At 71.7% G+C, this 22,088-nt stretch carries 18 protein-coding genes; 7 read left to right on the forward strand and 11 right to left on the reverse strand.

Annotated elements, in window-relative coordinates:
• Positions 1 to 486: a hydrogenase maturation protease gene (locus tag DRV96_RS13105; protein ID WP_119291824.1), complete on the forward strand. Its 486-nt coding sequence runs from the start codon at positions 1 to 3 to the stop codon at positions 484 to 486.
• Here the strand turns inward: DRV96_RS13105 and DRV96_RS13110 are convergent.
• Positions 479 to 1,456 (reverse strand): GMP reductase, encoded by a 978-nt coding sequence (locus DRV96_RS13110; protein ID WP_119291826.1) that lies wholly within the window; start codon positions 1,454 to 1,456, stop codon positions 479 to 481. The genes DRV96_RS13105 and DRV96_RS13110 overlap by 8 nt on opposite strands.
• A gap of 145 nt (positions 1,457 to 1,601) precedes the next feature.
• On the reverse strand, positions 1,602 to 3,167 hold the full coding sequence (locus tag DRV96_RS13115) for an ArnT family glycosyltransferase (protein WP_119291828.1): 1,566 nt from the start codon (positions 3,165 to 3,167) through the stop codon (positions 1,602 to 1,604).
• 89 nt (positions 3,168 to 3,256) lie between these two features.
• Here DRV96_RS13115 and DRV96_RS13120 point away from each other — a divergent pair, with 89 nt between their 5' ends.
• Positions 3,257 to 5,599, forward strand: coding sequence for a UvrD-helicase domain-containing protein (locus DRV96_RS13120; protein ID WP_119291830.1), 2,343 nt, complete (start codon positions 3,257 to 3,259; stop codon positions 5,597 to 5,599).
• A 27-nt stretch (positions 5,600 to 5,626) separates the two neighbouring features.
• On the opposite strand, the gene DRV96_RS13125 is transcribed toward DRV96_RS13120, so the two are convergent.
• The 3 genes from DRV96_RS13125 to DRV96_RS13135 are packed head-to-tail and all read right to left on the reverse strand — an operon-like array spanning position 5,627 to position 9,272.
• Entirely contained in the window at positions 5,627 to 6,925 is a 1,299-nt protein-coding gene (locus DRV96_RS13125; protein ID WP_119291832.1) for a sigma-54-dependent transcriptional regulator, read from the reverse strand.
• Positions 6,922 to 8,355, reverse strand: a complete 1,434-nt coding sequence (locus DRV96_RS13130; RefSeq protein WP_119291834.1) for a sensor histidine kinase — start codon at positions 8,353 to 8,355, stop codon at positions 6,922 to 6,924. The genes DRV96_RS13125 and DRV96_RS13130 overlap by 4 nt, the downstream gene beginning before the upstream one ends.
• Positions 8,355 to 9,272 carry a PhnD/SsuA/transferrin family substrate-binding protein gene (locus tag DRV96_RS13135; RefSeq protein ID WP_119291836.1) on the reverse strand — a complete coding sequence of 306 codons (918 nt, stop codon included), beginning with the start codon at positions 9,270 to 9,272 and terminating at the stop codon, positions 8,355 to 8,357. The genes DRV96_RS13130 and DRV96_RS13135 overlap by 1 nt, the downstream gene beginning before the upstream one ends.
• A gap of 203 nt (positions 9,273 to 9,475) precedes the next feature.
• Here DRV96_RS13135 and DRV96_RS13140 point away from each other — a divergent pair, with 203 nt between their 5' ends.
• From DRV96_RS13140 to DRV96_RS13150, 3 genes are all read left to right on the forward strand, one after another.
• Positions 9,476 to 10,009, forward strand: coding sequence for an arsenate reductase (azurin) small subunit (locus DRV96_RS13140; protein ID WP_119291838.1), 534 nt, complete (start codon positions 9,476 to 9,478; stop codon positions 10,007 to 10,009).
• Between the two features lie 13 nt (positions 10,010 to 10,022).
• Positions 10,023 to 12,512, forward strand: coding sequence for an arsenate reductase (azurin) large subunit (locus tag DRV96_RS13145; RefSeq protein ID WP_119291841.1), 2,490 nt, complete (start codon positions 10,023 to 10,025; stop codon positions 12,510 to 12,512).
• Between the two features lie 98 nt (positions 12,513 to 12,610).
• A complete protein-coding gene (locus tag DRV96_RS13150; RefSeq protein WP_119291843.1) occupies positions 12,611 to 13,315 on the forward strand; it encodes a nitroreductase family protein in 705 nt (234 codons plus the stop codon).
• Between the two features lie 63 nt (positions 13,316 to 13,378).
• On the opposite strand, the gene DRV96_RS13155 is transcribed toward DRV96_RS13150, so the two are convergent.
• From DRV96_RS13155 to DRV96_RS13185, 6 genes are all read right to left on the reverse strand, one after another.
• A complete protein-coding gene (locus DRV96_RS13155) occupies positions 13,379 to 14,563 on the reverse strand; it encodes a thiolase family protein (protein WP_119291845.1) in 1,185 nt (394 codons plus the stop codon).
• On the reverse strand, positions 14,560 to 14,838 hold the full coding sequence (locus DRV96_RS13160; RefSeq protein WP_119291848.1) for a hypothetical protein: 279 nt from the start codon (positions 14,836 to 14,838) through the stop codon (positions 14,560 to 14,562). Before DRV96_RS13160 ends, DRV96_RS13155 begins: the two co-directional genes overlap by 4 nt.
• A 28-nt stretch (positions 14,839 to 14,866) precedes the next feature.
• Positions 14,867 to 15,274 carry a hypothetical protein gene (locus tag DRV96_RS13165; RefSeq protein ID WP_119291850.1) on the reverse strand — a complete coding sequence of 136 codons (408 nt, stop codon included), beginning with the start codon at positions 15,272 to 15,274 and terminating at the stop codon, positions 14,867 to 14,869.
• Complete coding sequence (locus DRV96_RS13170) at positions 15,271 to 16,350, reverse strand: FAD-binding oxidoreductase (protein WP_119291852.1); 1,080 nt, start codon at positions 16,348 to 16,350, stop codon at positions 15,271 to 15,273. The genes DRV96_RS13165 and DRV96_RS13170 overlap by 4 nt, the downstream gene beginning before the upstream one ends.
• Positions 16,351 to 16,412: 62 nt before the next feature.
• Positions 16,413 to 17,759, reverse strand: a complete 1,347-nt coding sequence (locus DRV96_RS18105) for a hypothetical protein (RefSeq protein ID WP_162911048.1) — start codon at positions 17,757 to 17,759, stop codon at positions 16,413 to 16,415.
• A gap of 106 nt (positions 17,760 to 17,865) precedes the next feature.
• Positions 17,866 to 18,228: a carboxymuconolactone decarboxylase family protein gene (locus DRV96_RS13185; RefSeq protein WP_119291858.1), complete on the reverse strand. Its 363-nt coding sequence runs from the start codon at positions 18,226 to 18,228 to the stop codon at positions 17,866 to 17,868.
• Between the two features lie 293 nt (positions 18,229 to 18,521).
• Here DRV96_RS13185 and DRV96_RS13190 point away from each other — a divergent pair, with 293 nt between their 5' ends.
• Together DRV96_RS13190 and DRV96_RS13195 are read left to right on the forward strand one after the other, a co-directional pair.
• Complete coding sequence (locus DRV96_RS13190; protein WP_210757044.1) at positions 18,522 to 19,595, forward strand: cytochrome-c peroxidase; 1,074 nt, start codon at positions 18,522 to 18,524, stop codon at positions 19,593 to 19,595.
• Between the two features lie 28 nt (positions 19,596 to 19,623).
• The gene (locus DRV96_RS13195; protein ID WP_162911049.1) at positions 19,624 to 21,960 is read left to right on the forward strand and encodes an HAD-IC family P-type ATPase; all 2,337 of its coding nucleotides are present in this window, start codon (positions 19,624 to 19,626) and stop codon (positions 21,958 to 21,960) included.
• Positions 21,961 to 22,088: the final 128 nt, after the last annotated feature.

Genomic DNA, 22,088 nt, shown 5'->3' on the forward strand with positions numbered 1-22,088 from the left:
ATGGTCGCGCCGCTGCTGATCGTCGCCGTCGGCAACCCGAGCCGCGGCGACGACGCACTCGGCCCCGCGCTGGTCGAGCGCCTGCGCGCGGCCGGCGTCGACGCCGACGGCACCGTGGAACTGCTCGTCGATTTCCAGCTGCAGGTCGAGCATGCGCTCGACCTCGTCGGCCGCCGTGCCGTGCTGTTCGTCGACGCGGCGCGGCCCGGCACCGTCGACGGTGTCGTGCTGCAGCCGGTCACGGCCGACGATGCGGCGCCGCTGTGGAGCCACGCGCTGCGCCCGCAGGCGGTGCTCGCCGTCTACGCGCAGGTGCAGCGGCAGCCGCCGCCGCCGGCGTGGCTGCTCGCGATCGAGGGGCGCGACTTCGCGCTCGGCGAAGGGCTCGGCGACGCGGCGCACCAGCGGCTCGGCGCAGCCGAGACGAAGGTCCAGGACTGGTTGCGCGAGCGGGCCGGCGCCCGTGTGTCGCGCCGCATCACATGAACAGGTGCTCGCCCGCGTTCTCGCCGCCGAGGATCACGTAATTGACCTTCTTCAGGTCGGCGAGCACGCGCCCGCCGGCGTAGCTGATGCTGCTTTGCAGGTCCTCGCGCATCTCGCGCAGCGTGTCGGCGAGCTTGCCCTTGATCGGCTCGAGGATGCGCTTGCCCTCGACGTGCTTGTACTCGCCCTTGTTGAAGTCCGACGCGCTGCCGTAGTACTCCTTGTAGAGCCTGCCGTCGACCTCGACGGTCTGCCCCGGGCTTTCCTCGTGGCCGGCGAACAGTGAGCCGATCATCACCATCGCGGCGCCGAAGCGCACGCTCTTGGCGATGTCGCCGTGGTGGCGGATGCCCCCGTCGGCGATGATCGGTTTCGTCGCGACGCGCGCACACCACTTCAGCGCCGAGAGTTGCCAGCCGCCGGTGCCGAAGCCCGTCTTCAGCCGCGTGATGCAGACCTTGCCCGGGCCGATGCCGACCTTGGTCGCGTCGGCGCCCCAGTTCTCGAGGTCGATCACCGCCTCGGGCGTGCCGACGTTGCCGGCGATCACGAAGGCCTGCGGCAGCTTGGTCTTGATGTGCTCGATCGTGCGGCGCACGCTGTCGGCGTGGCCGTGCGCGATGTCGATCGTCACGTAGTCGGCGCCGATGCCTTCGGCGGCGAGGCGGTCGATGACGCCGAAGTCGGCCGGCTTGACGCCGGAGCTGATCGACACCAGCAAGCCCTTCTCGCGCATGCGTGCCGCGAACGCAACGCTGTCGAGGTCGAAGCGGTGCATCATGTAGAAGTAGCCGTTGGCCGCGAGGTACTCGGCGATCGACTCGTCGATCACGGTGCGCATGTTGGCCGGCACGACCGGCAGCTTGAAGCGCCGCCCGCCGAACTCGACCGAGGGGTCGCACTCGCTGCGGCTCTCGACGCGGCAGCGCCGCGGCAGCAGCAGGATGTTGTCGTAATCGAAGATGTCCATGGCCAGGCTCCGGGAATCGAACGGCGAGCACTTGACCTGGGGACCCGGTCGCGTGGCGCGGCGCGCGCGATCGCGCGGCGAGTGGGCGCCAAAAAGAAACCGGGCGCCAGAATTTGGGCCCGGTGCTTGATTCTACGCGTGGCGCTCAGTCGGCGGTGCGCCGCAGCAGCACGACGCCGCCCTTGCGGTACAGCTCCTCGTGGCCGGCGGGCGGCACGCGGTCGACGCGCGTGATCACGAGCTCGCCCGGCTGAGCCGGCCGCGACGGCGTCACCGCCTGACGGTACAGGCTGAAGCTCGGCGCGTCGAAGCGCAGCCGCACCGCCGGCGCGGCCAGTTCGCGCGCCAGCAGCGCCGCCTCCATGACCGGGCCCTGCAGCACGCGCGCACTCCACGGCACGACGGTGGTCGCGAGCAGCAGCGCCTGCAGCACGGCACCGGCCGCGAGCCGCGTCCACACGCTCCAGCGCCGCTGCAGCGCGATCGCGAGCCACAGCGCGAGCGCCGCGCCGGTGACGACGAAGTAGCTGCGGCCGGCTTCCTCGTAGGCGCGCGACATCTGGCCGCGGAAGAAGGCGTTGCCAGCGTCGGTCGTCGACAGGTGCGCGAACAGCGCGGGCAGCGCGATGCACAGCGCGAACATCGCGGTGGGGACCGCGAGCACCGGCAGCGCGCGCGCCATCACGCGCCCGTGCAGCGCGACGAGCAGGAACACCGGTGTGGCGCCGTACAGCGCATAGTGCGGCAGCTTGGTGCCCGACAGCGAGAAGAACGCGACGACGAAGCCGCACCACAGCCACAGGAAGCGCGGCAGCGGCTGCCCGAACTCGGCGCGCAGCCGCGCGAGCGCGGCCAACAGCGCCGCGGTCCACGGCAGCAGCAGCGCCGGCAGCACGAGCACGTAGTAGAAGATGCTGCCGGCGTGACCCTCGAGCGTGCCGGTGAAGCGCTTGACGTTGTGCTTCATGATGAAGCCGTCGATGAATGCCTGCCCGTGCACCGCCAGCACCACGGCGTACCACGGCACGGTCAGCGCGAGCAGGATCACCCAGCCGACGGGGTCGAAGACGAGCCGCAGCCAGCCGCGCCAATCCCGGCGCGACAGCAGGTACAGCAGCGTGACGGCCGCCGGCACGACGATCGCCACCGGTCCCTTCGTCAGCACGCCCAGGCCGATCCAGACGTAGGCGCGCCGCAGCGGCGCGCGAGCGCCCGTCTCGAGGTGGCGCCACGCGTCGAACAGTGTCAGCGCCAGCCACAGGTTGAGCAGCGCGTCGGCGGTGGCGGCGCGGCCGATGGCCCACGGCCCGAGCGCCGTCGCGGTGACGACGAGCGCGCCGAACGCGACGTCGTTGCCCAACCGTGGCCGCGCGAAGGCCCACACCGCCCAGGCCCAGCCGCACGCCGCCAGCGCCGACGGCAGGCGGAACGCCCACTCGTCGATGCCCAGCACGAGCACCGCCAGCGCCTGCAGCCAGTAGACGAGGATCGGCTTGTCGAAGCGCGGCTCGCCGTCGAGCCAGGTCGACAGGAAGTCGCGCCGCTCGAACATCTCGCGCGTCGCTTCCGAGAAAGCGCCTTCGTCGACGTCGAACAGCGGCGCGCTGCCCAGCGACAGCAGGAAAGTCAGCAGTGGCAGCGCGACGACGGCGATGCGCTGCCACGCCGGCAGCGGCGCCGCGGCCGGCAGGAGCGGGGCAGGGGGTGTCATCACACAGGCAGACCGGCGAAGGCGCCGGCACTGTAGCAGGCGACTTGGCGCGCCTCGGGGCGCTACGCCGCGTTGCGGAACAATGCGCCATGGCCGACGATCCCCTGCTGCGCCACCTGAACCCCGAACAGCTCGCCGCGGTGACGCTGCCCGCCCAGCCGGCGCTGATCCTGGCCGGCGCCGGCTCGGGCAAGACGCGCGTGCTCACGACGCGCATCGCGTGGCTGATCGCGACCGGCCAGGTGTCGCCCGGCGGCGTGATGGCGGTGACGTTCACGAACAAGGCGGCCAAGGAGATGCTGACGCGCCTCGCGGCGATGCTGCCGGTGCCGGTGCGTGGCATGTGGATCGGCACTTTCCACGGGCTGTGCAACCGCTTCCTGCGCGCGCACTGGAAGACGGCCGGCCTGCCGCAGACGTTCCAGATTCTCGACGCGGCCGACAGCGTGTCCGCCGTCAAGCGCGTGATCAAGGCGATGAACCTCGACGAGGAGCGCTACGTGCCCAAGCAGGTCGCGTGGTTCATCGCCGGCTGCAAGGAAGACGGCCTGCGCCCGCGCGACGTCGACGTGCGCGACGCGCACACGCGCAAGCTCGTCGAGATCTACCAGGCCTACGAGGACCAGTGCCAGCGCGAGGGCGTCGTCGACTTCGCCGAGCTGATGCTGCGCACCTACGAGCTGCTGCGCGACAACGACCCGCTGCGCGAGCACTACCGCCGGCGCTTCCGCCACGTGCTCGTCGACGAGTTCCAGGACACGAACCGGCTGCAGTACGCGTGGCTGAAGATGTTCGCCCCGCCCCCTTCGCAGGGGGGCAGCGGCCAGGGCGTGTTCGCCGTCGGTGACGACGACCAGAGCATCTACGCATTCCGCGGCGCGCAGGTCGGCAACATGGCCGACTTCGAGCGCGAGTACGGCGTCGAGCGCGTGATCAAGCTCGAGACCAACTACCGCTCGTTCAGCCACATCCTCGACGCCGCGAACGCGCTGATCAGCCACAACCGCCGCCGCCTGGGCAAGACGCTGCGCACCGACGCCGGCCCCGGCGAGCCGGCACGCGTCTACGAGGCCACCAGCGACTATGCCGAGGCGCAGTGGCTGCTCGACGAGGCGCAGCAGCTGCACCGCGCCGGCATGCCGCGCAGCGGGATCGCCGTGCTGTACCGCTCCAACGCGCAAAGCCGCGTGATCGAGAGCGCCCTGTTCAACGCCGGCGTTCCGTACCGCGTCTACGGCGGCCTGCGCTTCTTCGAGCGCGCCGAGGTCAAGCACGCGCTCGCGTACCTGCGGCTGCTCGAGAACCCGAACGACGACACGAGCTTCCTGCGCGTCGTCAACTTCCCGCCGCGCGGCATCGGCGCGCGCACCGTCGAGCAGCTGCAGGATGCCGCGCGTGCGAGCGGCCGCAGCCTGCACCAGAGCGTCGGTGCGGTGGCCGGCAAGGCCGGCGCGAACCTCGCGGCGTTCAATGCGCTCGTCGACGCGATGCGCGACGCGACGAAGGGACTGACGCTGCGCGAGATCATCGGGCACGTGCTCGACGCCAGCGGGCTGCGCGACTTCTACCGTGCCGACAAGGAAGGCGCCGACCGGCTCGAGAACCTCGACGAGCTCGTCAACGCCGCCGAGGCCTTCGTGACGCAGGAGGGCTTCGGCAAAGACGCGGTCGCGCTGCCGCTCGACGAGCAGTCGCCCGGGGCGATCGCCGCGGGCTCACCGCCGGCGCCGGCACCGGTCGAGCTCGCACCCGATGCCGACACCGGCGAGATCGTGAGTCCGCTGGCCGCGTTCCTGACGCACGCCGCGCTCGAGGCCGGCGACCACCAGGCGCAGGCGGGGCAGGATGCGATCCAGCTGATGACGGTACACGCGGCCAAGGGCCTCGAGTTCGACGCTGTGTTCATCACCGGGCTCGAGGAGGGGCTGTTCCCGCACGAGAACGCGCTGTCGGATGCCGACGGGCTCGAGGAGGAGCGGCGGCTGATGTACGTCGCGATCACGCGCGCGCGCCAGCGCCTGTACCTGAGCTTCAGTCAGACGCGGCTGCTGCACGGGCAGACGCGCTATCACATCAAGAGCCGCTTCTTCGACGAGTTGCCCGAGCAGTCGCTCAAGTGGCTGACGCCGCGCGTGGCCGGCTTCGGCTCGGGCTTTGCGCGCGACTACCAGCAGGCCTGGCAGCGCGGCAGCGGGCTCGGCTCGATCGTCGGCGCGGGCCGCGTCGAGCCGGCGCCGGCCACGCGCACCGCAGCGACGAGCGACGGCGCCGCGCTGCGCGTCGGCCAGAGCGTGTTCCACCACAAGTTCGGCGAGGGCGTCGTCGTGACGCTCGAGGGCAGCGGCGCCGACGCGCGCGCGCAGATCAACTTCGGCCGCCACGGCACGAAGTGGCTCGCGCTCGCGGTGGCCAAGCTGACGCCGGTGGACTGAAGGGGCACGCCGGACCGTTGCCTGTGCTCAGGCATTCAGGCCGAGCCGGCGCATCTTCTCCCACAGCGTCTTGCGGCTGATGCCGAGCAGTTCGGCGGTGCGCCCGACGCTGCCCTGCGTGACCTGCAGTGCGCGGCGAATGTGCTGGCGCTCGGCGTCCTCGACCATGCGCTGCAGCGGCAGCAGCGGCGTGGCGTCGGCCGCCGCGCCGGCTTCGGCCGGCAGGTCGGGTGGGGGCGCGTCGAGCCAGCCCGTCTCGCTGAGGATCACCGCCTGCTCGAGCACCGCACGCAGCTCGCGGGCGTTGCCGCGCCAGGTGCGTGCGACGAGCATGCGCACGAAGTCGTCGGACATCGCCAGCGTGCGGTGGTGCTCGATCGCCATCTGCGCGAGCATGCGTTCGGCGAGCCAGCGCACGTCTTCGGGTCGCTCGCGCAGCGGCGGCAGGTCGACGCGGATCACCGCGATGCGGTAGAACAGGTCTTCGCGGAAGCGCCCGTCGGCCATCGCGACGAGCAGGTCCTGGTTGGTCGCCGAGACGAGCCGGAAGTCGCTCGACGTGGGCCTTTCGGCCCCGAGGCGAAAGAAACTGCGCTCCTGCAAGGCGCGCAGCAGCTTGGCCTGCATCGACAGGGGCAGCTCGCCGACCTCGTCGAGGAACAGCGTGCCGCCGCTGGCGCGCTCGAGGTAGCCGCGGTGCACGCGCGTCGCGCCGGTGAACGCGCCTTTTTCGTAGCCGAAGAATTCGGCCTCGAGCATCGTCTCGGGGATCGCGGCGCAGTTGACGGCGACGAACTCGCCGCGCCCGGCCACCTCGTGCACGAGCTGCGCCGCCACTTCCTTGCCGACACCCGACTCGCCGGTGAGCAGCACGGCGGCCCTTTGCAGGGCCACCTTGCGCAGCAGCGCCTCGATGCGCCGCATCGCCGGCGAGACGCCGAGCACGGCGTCGTCGACCGCGTCGCCACGGCTGGTCGCGTCGCGCACCAGCGCGACGAGGCGCTCGATGTCGAACGGCTTCGTGAGGTACTCGCGCGCGCCGGCGCGCATCGCGGCGACGGCGTCGTCGACGCTGCCGTAGCCGGTGAGGAAGAACCACGGGCGTCGCCGCACCGCCGCCGGCCGCGCCGCGAACCAGGTCGACGCCAGCCCGTCGGGAAGCCGCACGTCGCTGACGACGGCGGCCCAGCGCTGCGGCACGTCGAGCAGCGTCGCCGCTTCGCCGAGGCGCCGGCACCAGTGCGGCGTGTAGCCCTCGATTTCGAAGCGTTGCACGAGCGACTCGCCCATGATGGGGTCGTCCTCGATCAGCAGCAGCTCGCTCACGTCGTCTCCCGGTTGGGCAGCCAGAACACCAGCCGCGTGCCCGCGCGCTCGGCGGGGTCGAGTTCGAAACCGCCGCCGTGCAGCAGGGCGAGCTCGCGGCACACCCACAAGCCGAAGCCGCGCGGGTCGTCGCCGCCCTCGGTTTCGAGCACGCGCGCCAGCGCCTCGGCGCTGAGCGCCGCGCCGGTGTTCGTGACGCAAAAGCTCACGCGCTCGGCGTCGGCGGCGAGCCGCGCCTGCACGCGCCCGCCGCTGCCAGCGGCCTTGACGGCGTTGAGCAGCATGTTGAGCATCGCCTGACGCATCGGTGCCGACGGCACGCGCGGCGGCATGAGCAGGTCGTCGCGCGCGCTGAGCTCGACGCCAGCGCGCGCGGCGGCCGGGCCGGCGAGCAGCAGCACGTCGTCGAGGTCGTTGGCCGTCAACGCACGGTCTTCGACGCGCGCCTGCGGCAGCAGCGCCGCGACGGTGGCGCGGATCTGCTGCAGACCCCGGGCGAGCAGATCCAGCGTGCGCGTGCGGATCGCCGCGTCGTCGCCGTGCAGGCGCAGCGTCTGCACCGCGTTGAGCAGGCCGCCGAGCGGGTTGTTGATCTCGTGCGCGATCGCTCCCGTCAGTCGCCCGACGGCGGCCAGCCGCTCGGCCGACAGCGCGCGCCTCGCGGCACGCTCGCGCGCCGCGTTGGCGGCGATCAGGTGATCGACGGCGGCAGCGATGCGCGCCAGTTCGGGGTCGGTGCTCGCCGGCAGCGCGCGCCGCGTCGTCGTGCCGTCGCCCTGCGTGAGGTCTTCGATCACGCGTGCGATCTGCCCGACCGGGCGCGCCATGCGCGCACCGAGCTGCCAGCCGACCGGCGCGAGCACGACGACGGCGAGCAGCCCGCCGAGCGCGGCCGGGGCGGCCAGGCGCTGCCAGCCCGGGGCGAACACCGGTGCGTCGACCTCGATGTAGGTGTAGCCGAGCAGCTGGCCGTCTTCGCTGCGGATCGGGTCGACCTGCGCGACGCCGCCGCCGGGCCGCGTCCAGCTCGTGCGCCGGGTCAGCTCGGCCGGGCGCGTGCCGCCGGGGCCGGCGTGCGCCGCGCCGAGAACCCGCAGGCCGATCGGCTGTGCGCGCGGGTCCGACGCGGCGAACACGCGCCCCTCGGTGTCGAGCACGGCAGCGCGCGCCTGCCGGGCGCTGGCGCCCGGCAACAGCGCAACGGTGTCGTCGAGCAGCCGGAACACACGGTAGACGTCCTCGGTGGCGAGCAGCGGCAATGCCTGCGCGTCGATCAGCGTGGCGGCGCGCTCGAGGCGCGCCATCGTCTCGGCGCGCGCGCTGCGCGCCGTCAGCGGCGCGGCCAGCAGCACCGTCAGCAGCGCCGTCAGCAGCACCGCCAGGCTCAGCCCGAGCGGGATCTGCTGGCGGTAGTGCAGGCGCGGCCACATCAGCGCGCCCCGGCTTGACTGCTGCGCGGGCCGGGCGCATCGGGCGACGCGGCGCGCGCCGCCCGGGGCTGCGGCTCGACGCCGCTGCCCGGCACCGCGGCGGCCAGCGCGTGGATCGGCTCGTACAGGCTCGCAGCGGGCACGGTAAACCCGTCGAGGTTCAGTGCCGCGAGCAGCGCGCGGCCCTCGTCGTCGCTCGGCATCGACAGCAGCCGTGTGCGCAGGTGCCGCAAGCGGCCCGACAACGGACCGGCCCTCGTGACGAGCGGCGGAAAGCCGTACAGCGGCGAACGCCAGACGACCTCGGTGTCGCGCGCGGCGGTCATGCCGAGCTTGAGCATCGTGTCCCACACATAGCCGTCGATCGCGCCGGCGTCGGCCAGGCCGACGGCCACCGCCTCGCACACGTGGCGGTGGCCGTGCGCGAAGAAGCCGCGCCGCAGCGCGTCAGGCGCCACGCCGGCCTCGCGCAGCGCGTGCTGCGCGACCAGCCACCCCGAGTTCGACAGCGGGTCCGACATCGCGAGCACCCGCCCGCGCAGGTCGCCCCATCCGCCCACGGCGGCATCGCCGCGCGCGCGAATCAGGTACGCGCGGTACAGCGGCGCCCCCTGGTAGACCGGCACCGCGAGCAACTGCAGCGCCGACGCATGCTGCACGTACGGGTAGCCGCAGATCCAGGCGGCGTCGAGCTCGCCGCCGAGCAGCAGGTCCATCACGGGCCGGTACTCGTCACGCACGACGAAGCGCACCGGCGGGCCGGCGTGCCGCTCGAGGTCGCGGGCCCAGCGCGCGAGGAACGCCGACTGGTCGGCCAGGATCACCGCCGTCACGCCGATGCGCAGCGAGGCGTCGGCACGCACAGGCCACGCTGCACCGAGCAGCGCGGCGCAGCACGATCGACGAACGGGATCCATGGGCGTTTCCTTCCCGGCACAGCAGTCGCGCGTATCGGTTACGTGATCGTAACGCGGCGGCGCGGCGCTATGTTACGTTTTCCAGACCTCCAGCAACCGATCCCGACGAAAAGCTGGCCAAGCCGTTGATTCGCCGTCGAACCGGTGCTGGCACTCGACTTGCAGACGTGTTTGAGCTTTCCCACCCACCACGAGGAGACCGCATGGAAGAGCTCAAGCTCAGTCGTCGCATCTTTCTGAAGGCCAGCGGCGGCAGCGCGGCCGCAGCCGTCGGCGCCGCCGGCACGCTGCTCGCGCCGGGCGCCGCACAGGCCCAGGCGGCCGGTGCTGCGACCGGCACGACGCTGAACTACCCCAAGACGTCGGTCGGCAAGGCAGGCAGCATGCCCGTCAACCAGCCGGTCAGCTTCACCTACCCCGACGCCAATTCGCCGTGCGTCGCGCTGCGCATGGGCGCGCCGGTGCCCGGCGGTGTCGGGCCGAACGGCGACATCGTCGCCTACAGCTCGCTGTGCACGCACATGGGCTGCCCGGTGACCTACGACGGCGGCACCAAGACCTTCAAGTGCGGCTGCCACTTCTCGATCTTCGATCCCGAGAACGGCGGCCAGATGGTGTGCGGCCAGGCCACCGAGGACCTGCCGCGCGTGCTGCTGAACTACGACGCGGCCACCGACACCGTCACCGCCGTCGGTGTCGACGGGCTGATCTACGGCCGCCAGGCCAACGTGCTGTGAGGAGGAGCCACGCATGAGCACCCAGATCAAGGACCGCATCGCGCTGCCCCCCGCCGACGCGCAGAAGACCAACATGTCGTGCCACTTCTGCATCGTCGGCTGCGGCTATCACGTCTACAAATGGGACGCCCACCGCGAAGGCGGGCGCGCGCCCGAGCAGAACGCGCTCGGCGTCGACTTCCGTCAGCAGGTGCCGCCGCTGCAGCTGACGATGACGAAGGCGATGACCAACACGATCACCGACAAATCCGGCAAGCGCTGGAACATCATGATCGTGCCGGACAAGGAGTGCGTCGTGAACAGCGGCCTGTCGTCGACGCGCGGCGGCAAGATGGCCACCTACATGTACACGCACGACGGCCCGACGCGCGAGCGGCTCAAGAGCCCGCGCATCTTCCGCGGCGACCAGTGGCTCGACACGAGCTGGGAAAATGCGCTCGCGATCTACGCCGGGCTGACGAAGAAGATCCTCGACAACGACGGCCCGAGCGGCATCCTGTTCGACTGCTTCGACCACGGCGGCGCCGGCGGCGGCTTCGAGAACACCTGGGGCACCGGCAAGCTGATGTTCTCGGCGATCCAGACGCCGATGGTGCGCATCCACAACCGCCCGGCCTACAACAGCGAGTGCCACGCCACGCGCGAGATGGGCATCGGCGAGCTGAACAACAGCTACGAGGATGCACAGCTGGCCGACTGCATCGTCTGCGTCGGTGCCAACCCCTACGAGACGCAGAGCAACTACTTCCTGAACCACTGGCTGCCGAACCTGACCGGCGCCACGGTGGACAAGAAGAAGAAGTGGTTCCCGGCCGAAGCCGCGGGCGCGGCGGCGGCCAAGCTGATCATCGTCGACCCCCGCCGGTCGGCCACGGTGGCGATCGCCGAGCAGATCGCCGGCAAGGACAACGTGCTGCACCTGGCCATCGAGCCCGGCTCGGACACGGCGCTGTTCAACACACTGTTCACCTACGTCGTGCAGCAGGGCTGGCACGACAAGGACTTCATCGCCAAGCACACCAAGGGCTTCGAAGACGCGGTGAAGACCAACCGCATGTCGCTCGAAGACGGCGCCAAGGCCACCGGACTGACGGTTGCGCAGATCAAGCAGGCCGCCGAGTGGGCCTATGCGCCCAAGGCCGGTGGGCACCGCAAACGCACCTTCCACCCCTACGAGAAGGGCATCATCTGGGGCAACGACAACTACGTGATCCAGAGCGCGCTCGTCAGCCTGGTGATCGCGACCCACAACGTCGGCCGCCGCGGCACCGGCGTGTGCCGGATGGGCGGCCACCAGGAGGGTTACGTGCGCCCGCCCTACCCCGGCGACCGCAAGATCTACATCGACCAGGAGGTGATGGCCGGCCGTGGCCTGATGTACACGCTGTGGGGTACCAACCCGTTCCAGACCACGGTCGCGGCCGAGCAGCACCGCATCGCGCTGCACAAGCGCGCGGCGATCGTCAACGAGGCCATCTCGCGTGCCAAGGGCGCCAGCGCCGAGAAGCTGGTCGACGTGATCTACAACGCCTGCAAGTACCAGGGCGGCCTGTTCGTCGCGGCGATGAACATCTACCCCACGGTGATCTCGGAGGAGGTGCACCTGATGTTCCCGGCCGCGCACCCGGGCGAGATGAACCTGACCTCGATGAACGGCGAGCGCCGCCTGCGCCTGTCGGAGAAGTTCATGGACCCGCCGGGCAGCGCCAAGCCCGACTGCCTGATCGCTGCGGACATCGCCAACACGCTCAAGGCGATGTACACGAAGGAGGGCAACGCGGCGATGGCCAAGCGCTTCGAGGGCTTCGACTGGAAGACCGAGGAAGACGCCTTCAACGACGGCTTCCGCCGCGCCGGCCGGCCCGGCGTGCCGCCGATCGACAGCCAGGGCGGCGACACGGGCTACCTGGCCACCTACGAGCTGCTGCGCAAGGCCGGCAACAACGGCGTGCAGCTGCCGATCAAGGAGGTCAAGGGTGACAAGCTGATCGGCACCGAGATGCTGTACGCCGACTACAAGTTCGACACGCCCGACGGCAAGGCGCACTTCAAGCCGGCCGTCTACACCGGGCTGCCGCCGATGGTCGCCGAGCAGAAGGCCAAGCACAAGTTCTGGATCAACAGCGGCCGCGCCAACGAAGTGTGGCAGACCGCCTATCACGACCAGTACAACAGCTTCGTGCGCGACCGCTACCCGATGGCCTACGTCGAGATGAACCCCGCCGACGCGCAGGCGCTGGGCGTCAAGCCGGGCGACATCGTCGAGGTCTTCAATGACTTCGGCAGCACCTACGCGATGGCCTACCCGATGAAGTCGCAAAGGCCCGGCCACACCTTCATGCTGTTCGGCTACATCAAGGGCGTGCACGGCGACGTCGTCACGTCGTGGGTCGACCGTAACGTGGTGCCGTACTACAAGGGCACCTGGGCCAGCATCCAGCGCGTGGGCACCGTCGACGACTGGAAGCAGACGATCAGCTTCAAGGAGCGGCGCTACGCCTGAGCACGTCGGCTGCCGGTCGTTGTCCGGCATCCGTTCGCCCACGGTGGGGGTGCCTGCGGGCACCCCCATTTTTCTTCGTGTTTCAATTTCCCGAGCCGATGAACCGCACCGCTTCTTCCGCCACGACGTCCGTGCCGGGCGTCGAACGCCCAGTCGCTTCGCCGCTGGGCGCGCCGCTCGCCGGCGCCGGGCGCGACCCGTCCGCGACGTGGGCGCTCGCGCAGGCGCTGATCCATGGGCGGCACCACGTCTCGCCGCGGCGTCTCGTCGCGCCGGGCCCCGACACGGCGACGTTGCTCGACCTGCTTGCGCTGGCGGCCGCGGCGCCGGACCATGGCCGCCTGTCGCCGTGGCGCTTCATCCTCGTGCCCGAGGGCGAGCGCGCCCGCCTGGGCGAGGCTTTCGCGATGGCGCTGCTCGACCGCGACCCTGGTGCAACGCCGGAGCAACTCGACGCCGCACGCGAAAAGGCTGCGCGCGCGCCGGTGCTGCTGATCGCCATCGCGCGGCTCGGTGCAGCCGAGCCCGACGTGCCGGCCGCCGAGCGGCTGGTCTCGCTCGGCGCCGCGCTGCAAAACCTGCTGCTCGGCGCGCACGCGCTGGGCTACGGTGCCGGCCTGACCAGCGGGCAGGCGATGCGCTCGCCGCGGCTCGCGGCGCTGTGCGATCTGGGCGCCGGCGAGCAGGCCGTGTGCTGCATCAGCATCGGCACCGTCGGCTCGTTCAAGGCGCGGTCGTGGTCGCGACCGCAGCCCCAGCACCTGCTGAGCGTGCTCGGCGCGCCACCGGCCCCCGTCGACTGACGCCACCGCGACCGTCCCGGCGGCGTGGCGACGGGACGGCACGCACCGTGTCGGGCCTTGCTGTCAGACCTTTTCGAGCGCCAGCGCGATGCCCTGCCCGCCGCCGATGCACAGCGTGACGACGCCACGCCGCGCTTCGCCACGCGCCATCGCGTGCAGCAGCTTGGTCGCGAGGATCGCGCCGCTGGCGCCGATCGGGTGGCCGTGCGCGATCGCGCCGCCGTCCGGATTGACCACGTCCTCGGCGAAGCCCAGTTCGCGCAGGCACGCGAGCGCGATGGCGGCGAAGGCCTCGTTGATCTCGATGCGGTCGACGTCGCCCACCGTCCAGCCGGCGCGCGCCAGCGCCTGGCGCACCGCCGGCACCGGTCCGAGGCCGAAGAAGCCCGGCTCGACCGCGCCGACGCCATAGCTCACCAGCCGCGCCATCGGCTTGAGGCCGTGCTTGTCGGCCCAGCCCCGCTCGGCGACGAGCATGGCCGCACCGGCGCTGTTGAGCCCCGGCGCGTTGCCGGCGGTGATCGTGCCTTCCTTGCGGAACGCGGGCTTGAGCTTGGCCAGCGACTCGGCCGTGGTGTCGGGGCGGTTGTGCTCGTCCTTCGCGAACACGGTCGGCCCCTTGCGCCCGGCGATCTCGAACGGGACGATCTCGGCGTCGAACTTGCCCGCGGCCTGCGCGGCGGCGAAGCGCTGCTGCGAGCGCAGCGCCCAGCGGTCCTGGTCCTCGCGGCTGATGCCGTTCTTCGTCACCAGATCCTCGGTGTGCCAGCCCGAGTGCTTGTCGCTGAAGGCGTCGTGCAGGCCGTCGTAGAGCATGCTGTCGAACATCGTCACGTCGCCCATGCGCGCGCCCCAGCGGCCCTGCGGCAGCAGGTAGGGGGCGCGGTCCATGTTCTCCATGCCGCCGGCGACGATGCAGCGGGCCATGCCGGCCCAGATCTCCAGCGCGGCGCTGGCCACCGCCTGCGCGCCCGAGCCGCAGACGCGGTTGACCGTCAGCGCCGGCACCTGCACCGGCAGCCCGGCGCCGATGCCGGCCTGGCGCGCCGGGTTCATCTTGACGCCGGCCTGGATCACGTTGCCCATGATCACGCCGTCGACCTGGTCACCGGGCAGGCCGGCGCGCCGGACCGCCTCGCGGATGGTGGCCGCACCCAGCGCCGGCGCGGGGGTGTCTTTCAGGCTGCCACCGTAGGTGCCGATGGCGGTGCGCACGGCGTGGCAGAGGACGACTTCGGGGGTGCTCATGCTGGATCTCCTGGTTGGGCAAGCACCGGCGGCGTGCCGGCGCGGTCTGGGGTGGTGGATGGTGGGGTGATCGGCAGTGGCCTGGCCGGCACGCCGCCGGCGGGAATGGCGTCGGTGGCGTCGGTGACGTCGCTGGCGCCGTCGGGGTGCGGCGCCAAAGCCTGCGGCGTGGTCGCGTGAAGGGCCAGCGCCCAGGCTTCGATCATCGCGTCACGCGCGGCGAGTTCTTCGGCGCAGGTCCAGCGCTTCAGGTCCTGCGCGAACGAGGTGCACATGGTCGTCGTTCCCGGGATGTGGAGGCCGTCAGGATCGGTGCGCGGGCGAGCGCTCACGCGGCGTCCAGCGGCCGCCGAACAACTCCTGGCGCAGCGCCGCGCGCTGCGCGGCGGTGGGTCCGCACGAGCCGGTGTCGGCCGCGGGCGCGGTGCCGACCCCGCAGCCCGCCGGCACCGGCGCTTTCCAGTCGACGCGGCCCGCGGCGTCGAACGTCACCGGCGTCGTCGTTTCGCCGACGACGTCGAGCGGAAGGCCGTCGGCGTCGAGCGCGACGTGCCAGTCCAGCAAGGTCATCGTGCGTCCTGCGAACGACGGCCCTTGCGCGTCGCCACGGGCGAGCGCCACGTACAGCCCGTGCGGCAGCAGGTGCACCTCGTCACCGTCACCGAGCAGCGCGGTGTACGAGGCGTAGCGGCGCGGCGTGCGATCGCTCACGTCCCGTAGGCGTCGAAGTGCAGCCGCGAGGGCGCGATGCGCTCGGCGGCGAAGAAAGCCGCGAGGCGGCGCAGCATCGGCGGCGGGCCGGCGGCGTAGACGTCGCGTCCGGCCCAGGCGGTGCGGTCGGCTGCCAGCGCGTCGATCACGGTGCCGACCACGGCCGCGCGCGTCGGCGCGGCCGGCGGCAGGCCGCTTTGCGCCGCCAGGACGACGCGCAGCGCCCGCGCGCGCCCGACGAGGGCGTCGATCTCGTCGAGTGCGTAGAACTGCGAGGCGTCGGCCACGCCCCACACCAGCCGCATGTCCCGCTCGGGATCTTGGCGCAGCTGCTGTGCGATGAGCGCATGCACCGGCGCGAAGCCCACGCCGCCGGCGACGAACAGCAGCGGCACGCCAGGCGCCGAGCGCATCGTGAACGCGCCCAGCGGCCCGCGTGCCTGCAACGTGTCGCCGACCTTCATGTCGCCGAACACCCAGGCCGTGAAGCGCCCGCCCTCGACGCGCCGCACGTGCAGCTCGACGCGGCCGTCGCCGGCGGCCAGGTTGGCCACCGAGTACGCGCGCGAGACGCGGTCGGCTGCGGGCGGGAACAGCTCCAGATACTGCCCGGGCACGAATTCGCAGAAGCAGTCGCCCTCGCGTGCCGGCGCGAGCACGACGCGCCGCACGTCGGGCGCGACGTCCTCCAGCGCCTCGACGCGCAGCGTGAGCAGCCGGTCGGGATGCGGCACGTGGCCGGGCCACGCGAGGACATCGCGCCGCGCGATCAGGTCGTCCTCGGTGGCGTGGTGCACGTCGGCGCGCTGCTCGAGCGCGAGGATGCTCTCGATCGGCGGGAACTCGATCGCGTGCGCCGGGCAGGTGTTCGCGCAGGTGGTGCAGCCGACCATGCAATTGAGCGGGTCGACGACGACCGGCTTCTTGCGCTCGTAGTCGAAGCGGTAGACGAGCCGGTTGCAGCCGGTCACGCAGGTGCCGCAGCCGATGCAGGCCTCGTCGTGGACGGTCGGGTTCCAGTGGATCTGCTCGCGCGGGATGCCGCGCCAGGGTTTCGTGAACTGCGGGTTGGGCATGGTGACCTCGGCATCAACCCGTGGATCAAAGCGCCGAACCGCGGTCGCTGCCTTGATGCAGCTCAAAAAGTGGCCGGGCGCGATACGGGCGCGTCAGCCTTGGCGACGCGGACCAGCAGCACCGCGATCGCCGAGGCGGTGAGCAGCGTCACCCCGATCGTCCATGACAGCACGGCCGGCAAGTCGTCGGCGTAGTACCAGGTGGCGATGCCGGAGGCGACGAAGCCGGTCTCGATGGCGCCGAACAGGATCGTCAGCCAGAAGCCGATGCGGTTGACCGTCTGCTGGTTGCGCGTGGTGATCTCGAAGGTCAGCGCCTCCATCCGGTCGACCACCGAGTCGAACAGGGCGTCGATGCCGAACAGCGCTTCGCCGCGTGCGGTGGCCTCGGCCGTGTAGCCGTGGGTGCGCGCCAGCGTGCCGTAGTACTCCTCCAGGCCGTCGATCATGTCGCGCCGCAGCGCCACCAGTTCGTCGATCGTGCCCACGCGCCCGGCCTGCGAGCGGTCCAGCAGGCCGCGCAGCACACCGCGCTCCAGGCACAGCAGTTCCAGGGTGACCAGCAGCGGCAGCGTGTTGCGCGGCATCGGCGCATCGCCCGATGCCTCCGCATCCGCGGCCGCGTCGGCGCAAGCCTCGCCCGGCGGTTCCAGGTGCAGGTCGATGGCGGCATTGCGCGACAACAGCGACAGCCCGTCCTCGCGGCGGCAGAAGTCGCCGGCCAGTTCCTCGGCGACGAAGCTCGCCTTGAACGGCGTGGCCATCGGGTCGCGGTGCAGCAGCTTGACCAATGCCTGGGCATGCTCGGCCAGCAGGTCGTCCAGATGGCCGCCGCCCGGCACGCGCAGAACGATCAACGGCAGGTCCATCTCCGGCGGCGCGCCGGCCGGCGCGAGGCGCGCCCAGATGCGCGCAGCCAGGCTGCGCTCGTCCGACAGGTCGAGCCACCCGGTCCAGCGCGCCGCGTCCAGCGGCTGCGCTGGCGCCCGAAGCCAAACCTCCCACAGCGACGCGCCCGACTTGTGCTGCAGGTGCCAGATGTCGGCATACCGTGGCGCGAGTGCATCGGACGGGCCGGCCGGCCCATCGTCCAGCGCCATGCGGCCGACCGGCTCTCGGCGCAGGCGCCGGGCCTGCACGTAGGCGTCGCCGAGCAGGCGGCGCTGGCGCTGCTCGATGTGCTCGCGGTAGGCGGCCACGGCCTGGGCGTCCAGCGGCAGGAGCCCAGCCGGAACCGGCGCGGCTGCCGGCGCGGTCGGGATCGCTGCGCGTGCGCGGCTACCCGCATCGCGCCGCACCTGCGCCGCAGGCGCGACGCTGAGAAGCAGCACGACGCTCGGCACGATCGGCGCGGCGCCGCGGTGGCCCGCTCGCGGACCGCCACCGGCGACGGATTCGGCAACGCTCATCGCAGGATTCTGGGCCATCCTCTGGGCCATCGTGCCGGCCGCACCGCCCGCCGCACCGCCCGCCGCAGCGCCCGCCGCAGGGCGGGGCGGGCCGGCGCGCACCGGTTCAGCGCGGCCCGCCGGCCAGCGCGTCGAACACCGGTTCGGCGTCGCCGATCACTTTGGTGGCCAGCGCCAGGCGCACGATGTGCACGGTCTCGATCACCTTCTCGCGCGCGATGCCCTGCTGCGCGATCTTGTCGGCCATCGCGCGTACGCAGGCCGGGCTGGTGCCCGCCAGCGCCGCTGCCAGGTAGATCAACGTGCGCGTGTCCTCGTCGAGCGCGCCGCCCTCGGGTGGCATTGCGAAGCCCTTCGAGCGCACGTGCTCCTGGATCAGGCCGGGGTCGACGGCGACCGATTTCTCGATCGCCGGCGGCACGCGGCCCATGTTCTTGCGCATCATGTCGAGGATGTCTTGCGGATTCATGGTCTGATGTCCTTCGGCGGTGACTGGAATGCCCGGCCCCCACGGGTCGAGCGATCGACTGCACCAGGGAGACGTCGGTCGCCGCGGAAGGATGCGCACCGCTGCCGCGCGAAGCTTGACCAGGATCATGGTCGCGACAAAACGCCAGGCGGGTGCCCGACCGCTGCGATCCATGGCTCGTCCATGGTTCATTTGCGTCAGCTTCGCTCGTCGGTCTGGCGCGTTCATGCTGATAAGGTCGTCCGTCCGTCGGCGCGACGGGCGGGGTTGACCCGTGACGGGAGACAGATGCGATGAAGCTCGGAGCTCGGATCATCGGGGGACTGGCCGTGGGCCTGACCACCAGCGCGGGCATGCTGATGGCCCAGGGCGGCGGCATGCGCGGCATGGGCCCGGGCATGGGCCCGGGCATGGGCGGCATGGGCGGCATGGGCGGCATGATGCAGGGCACCGTGCAAGCGCCCCCGGACAACCCGATCACGCCGGAGAAGGTCGCCCTGGGCCGGCAGCTTTATTTCGACGGCCGCCTGTCGCGCGACGGCAGCGTGAGCTGCAACTCCTGCCACAGCGCGGCGGCCGGCGGCGCCGACGGGCGGCCGGTGTCCACTGGCGTTGGCGGCGCGCAGGGCACGCGCAACGCGCCGACGGTGTGGAACGCCGCCTTCCACCAGGCGCAGTTCTGGGACGGCCGTGCGCCCAGTCTCGAGGAGCAGGCCAAGGGGCCGCTGGTGAACCCGGTGGAGATGGGCAACCCCAACTTCGACGCCGTCGTCGCCAAGGTGAAGGCCATACCCGGCTACGTGGCGCAGTTCGAGAAGGTGTTCGGCAAGGAGGGCGTCACCATCGACACCATCGCCAAGGCCATCGCCACCTACGAGCGCACGCTGGTGACGACGGGTTCACGCTTCGACAGCTTCCGCTTCGCCGACAAGGGCGCGCTGACGCAGGCCGAGTTCGACGGCTTCGCCGCCTTCCGCCAGTCGGCCTGCACCACCTGCCACATGGGGCCTGATTTCAACGGGCCGCCGCCGCTGGCGCGCGGCGCCGGCTTCTACCAGGTCTTCCCGCGCTTTCCCGACAACGCGCTGGTCGCGAAGTACAAGCTGATGGACGACCCGGGCCGCTACACCGTGACCAAGAACGAGGCTGATCGACACGTCTGGCGCGTGCCGACGCTGCGCAACGTGGCGCAGACGGCGCCGTACTTCCACAACGGCCAGGTGCCCACGCTCGAGGAGGCGGTGCGCCTGTGCGCCAAGGGCGGCAGCAACCTCGACCTGAGCGACCGCACGGTGGCCTCGATCACGGCCTTCCTGCGCGCGCTCGACGGCCAGCCGCCGGACCAGACGCCGCCGAAGCTGCCGTGACGAGGAGCCTCGCTTGGCCATCGATGCGATGTCAAAAGGGTTACCGCCTGCCATCGGGCTGAGCAGCGACGAGGCGGCCGCCCGGCTGCGTGCCGACGGGCCGAACGCGCTGCCCGAACCCGCCCACCGCCTGTGGGTGGCGTTGGCGCGCCGCTTCTGGGGCGTCGTACCCTGGATGCTCGAGGGTGCGATCCTGATCGACCTGTGGTTGCAGCGTTGGCTCGAAGCGGCGGTGATCGCCGTGCTGCTGCTGTTCCAGGCCGTCATGGGCACGTTGCAGGAGCAGCGCGCGCATCGCGCGGCCCAGTTGCTGCGCAGTCGCGTCGTCGTCGAGGCACGCGTGCGCCGTGACGGCTACTGGCAGCGCATGCCCGCGCGCGACCTGGTGGCCGGCGATGCGGTGGCGCTGCGCGCGGGCGACATCGTGCCGGCCGACGTGCGACTGGTGCGAGGCGCGCTCTCGGTCGACCTGTCTTCGCTGACCGGCGAATCGCTGCCGGTGGACGAGGCGGCCGGTGCCGAGTTGCCGGCCGCAGCCGTCGTGCGGCACGGCGAGGCGGTGGCGGAGGTCACCGCCACCGGGGCACGCACCCGCCACGGCCGCCTGGCGTCGCTGCTCGCGCAGACCCAGGCACCCGGGCGGCTGCAGACGCTGGCGGTGCAGACCGCGCGCATGCTGCTCGGCTTCGACGTCCTGCTCATCGGCGTGGTGCTGGCCGCCGCGACGGTGCACGGGCACCTGGGCGTCGGCATGCTGCCCTTCGTGCTCATGCTGCTGGTGGCCTCCGTACCGGTGGCGTTGCCGGCAATGTCGACGCTGTCGGCCACGCTCGGGGCCGCGCGCCTGGCCGAACAGGGCGTGCTCGTCACACGGCTGGCGGCGCTGGACGCGGCCGCGGCGATGGGCGTGCTGTGCCTGGACAAGACTGGGACCGTGACCGAGAACCGGCTCGTGGTGACAGCACTGCAGCCGGCGCCCGGCACCGACGAGGCCACCCTGCTGCAGCGTGCCGTCTGGGCCTCGGACGAAGCCACCCAGGATCCGATCGACCTCGCATTGCTGGCCTCGGCACGCGAGCGCGGCGTGCCACTGCAGGCTGAACGCCTGGCCTACACGGCGTTCGACCCCGAGACCAAGCATGCGATGGCCGAGGTGCGCGACGCGAACGGCCGTCTGCGTGTGCTCAAGGGCGAACCGCTGTCCGTGGCACGCCTCGTCGGCGCCGATGCCGAGGCAACCGCGCGTTTGGTCGAGGCGCTGGCCGCCGACGGCGAGCGCGTGCTCGCCGTCGGTTCGGTGCGCGACGGCGCGGCCAGGCTCGACGGCCTGATCGCCTTTGCGGACCCGCTGCGCTCGGACAGCGCGGCGCTGGTGCAGGCGCTGCGCCAGCAGGGCGTGCGCGTGGTGCTCGTCACCGGCGACGGCGAAGCGACGGCGCGGGCGGTCGCACGCCGCCTGGGCCTGGAGGGCGAGGTGGCGACGGCCGGGGCAGTAGCTGCGGATGCGCCACTGCAACAGCTGGCGCGCTTCGGCGTCTACGCGCGCGTGCTGCCCGAGGACAAGCTGCGCCTGGTGCAGGCCTGGCAGCGCGCCGGCGCGGTCGTCGGCATGACCGGCGACGGCGTCAACGACGCACCGGCGCTGGCGCAGGCCGATGTCGGCATCGCGGTGGCCGGCGCGACCGACGTGGCGCGTGCGTCGGCCGGCATGCTGTTGACGCGCCCGGGCCTGGCCGACATCCAGACGGCCATTCGCGTCAGCCGCACGATGCGTCAGCGCATGCAGTCGTGGATGCTGGCGATGATCTCGCGCAAGACCGGCGTGCCCGGTTTCCTGGCGCTGGGCGTCGTGGTCTTCGGCGGCTTCGTGATCGATCCACTGCTGATGGTGCTGTTCATGCTGGCCGGCGACCTGTCCACCTTCGCGCTATCGGGCGACCGCGTGACGCCCTCCCCCCGCCCCGACCCCTGGCGCATGCGGCCGCTGGCGGTGACCGGCGTGGTGCTCGGGCTCGTGCTGCTCGTGTCGAGCCTGGGCGTGCACCACGCCGTGGTCACCGCCTGGCAGCTCGACGAGCGCCAGGCGCACACCGCGAGCTTCGTATGGCTGACCTTCGCGGCCGGCCAGTCCGTCCTCTACGCGGTGCGCCACCGCGGCTGGTGCTGGCAAAGGCCTTGGCCGGGCCGATCGCTGGTGACGGCCACCGCTGTCGGCATCGTCACGGCCGGGCTTTTCGCAACCCTCGGCTGGCTGATGGCACCGATCCCCCTATCCGCCACGGCGGCGCTGCTCGTGGCGGCGCTGGTCTTGCTGCTGGTGCTCGACACCGCGAAGCGGCTGTCGCACGGGGCTGTGAACGCGTGATCATCCGCACGCGGGCCGTCCCAATGCCCGAAAGGCGGCTCTTCGATGTCCCGACCCGCACGGCCGCAGGAGGCATCGCACCGCATGCGCCTGACCCGGTCCGATCGGGCCGGCACCGGGCCGCAGGT

It is taken from the genome of Azohydromonas sediminis (assembly GCF_003574675.1).
GTDB classification, from domain to species: domain Bacteria; phylum Pseudomonadota; class Gammaproteobacteria; order Burkholderiales; family Burkholderiaceae_C; genus Calidifontimicrobium; species Calidifontimicrobium sediminis.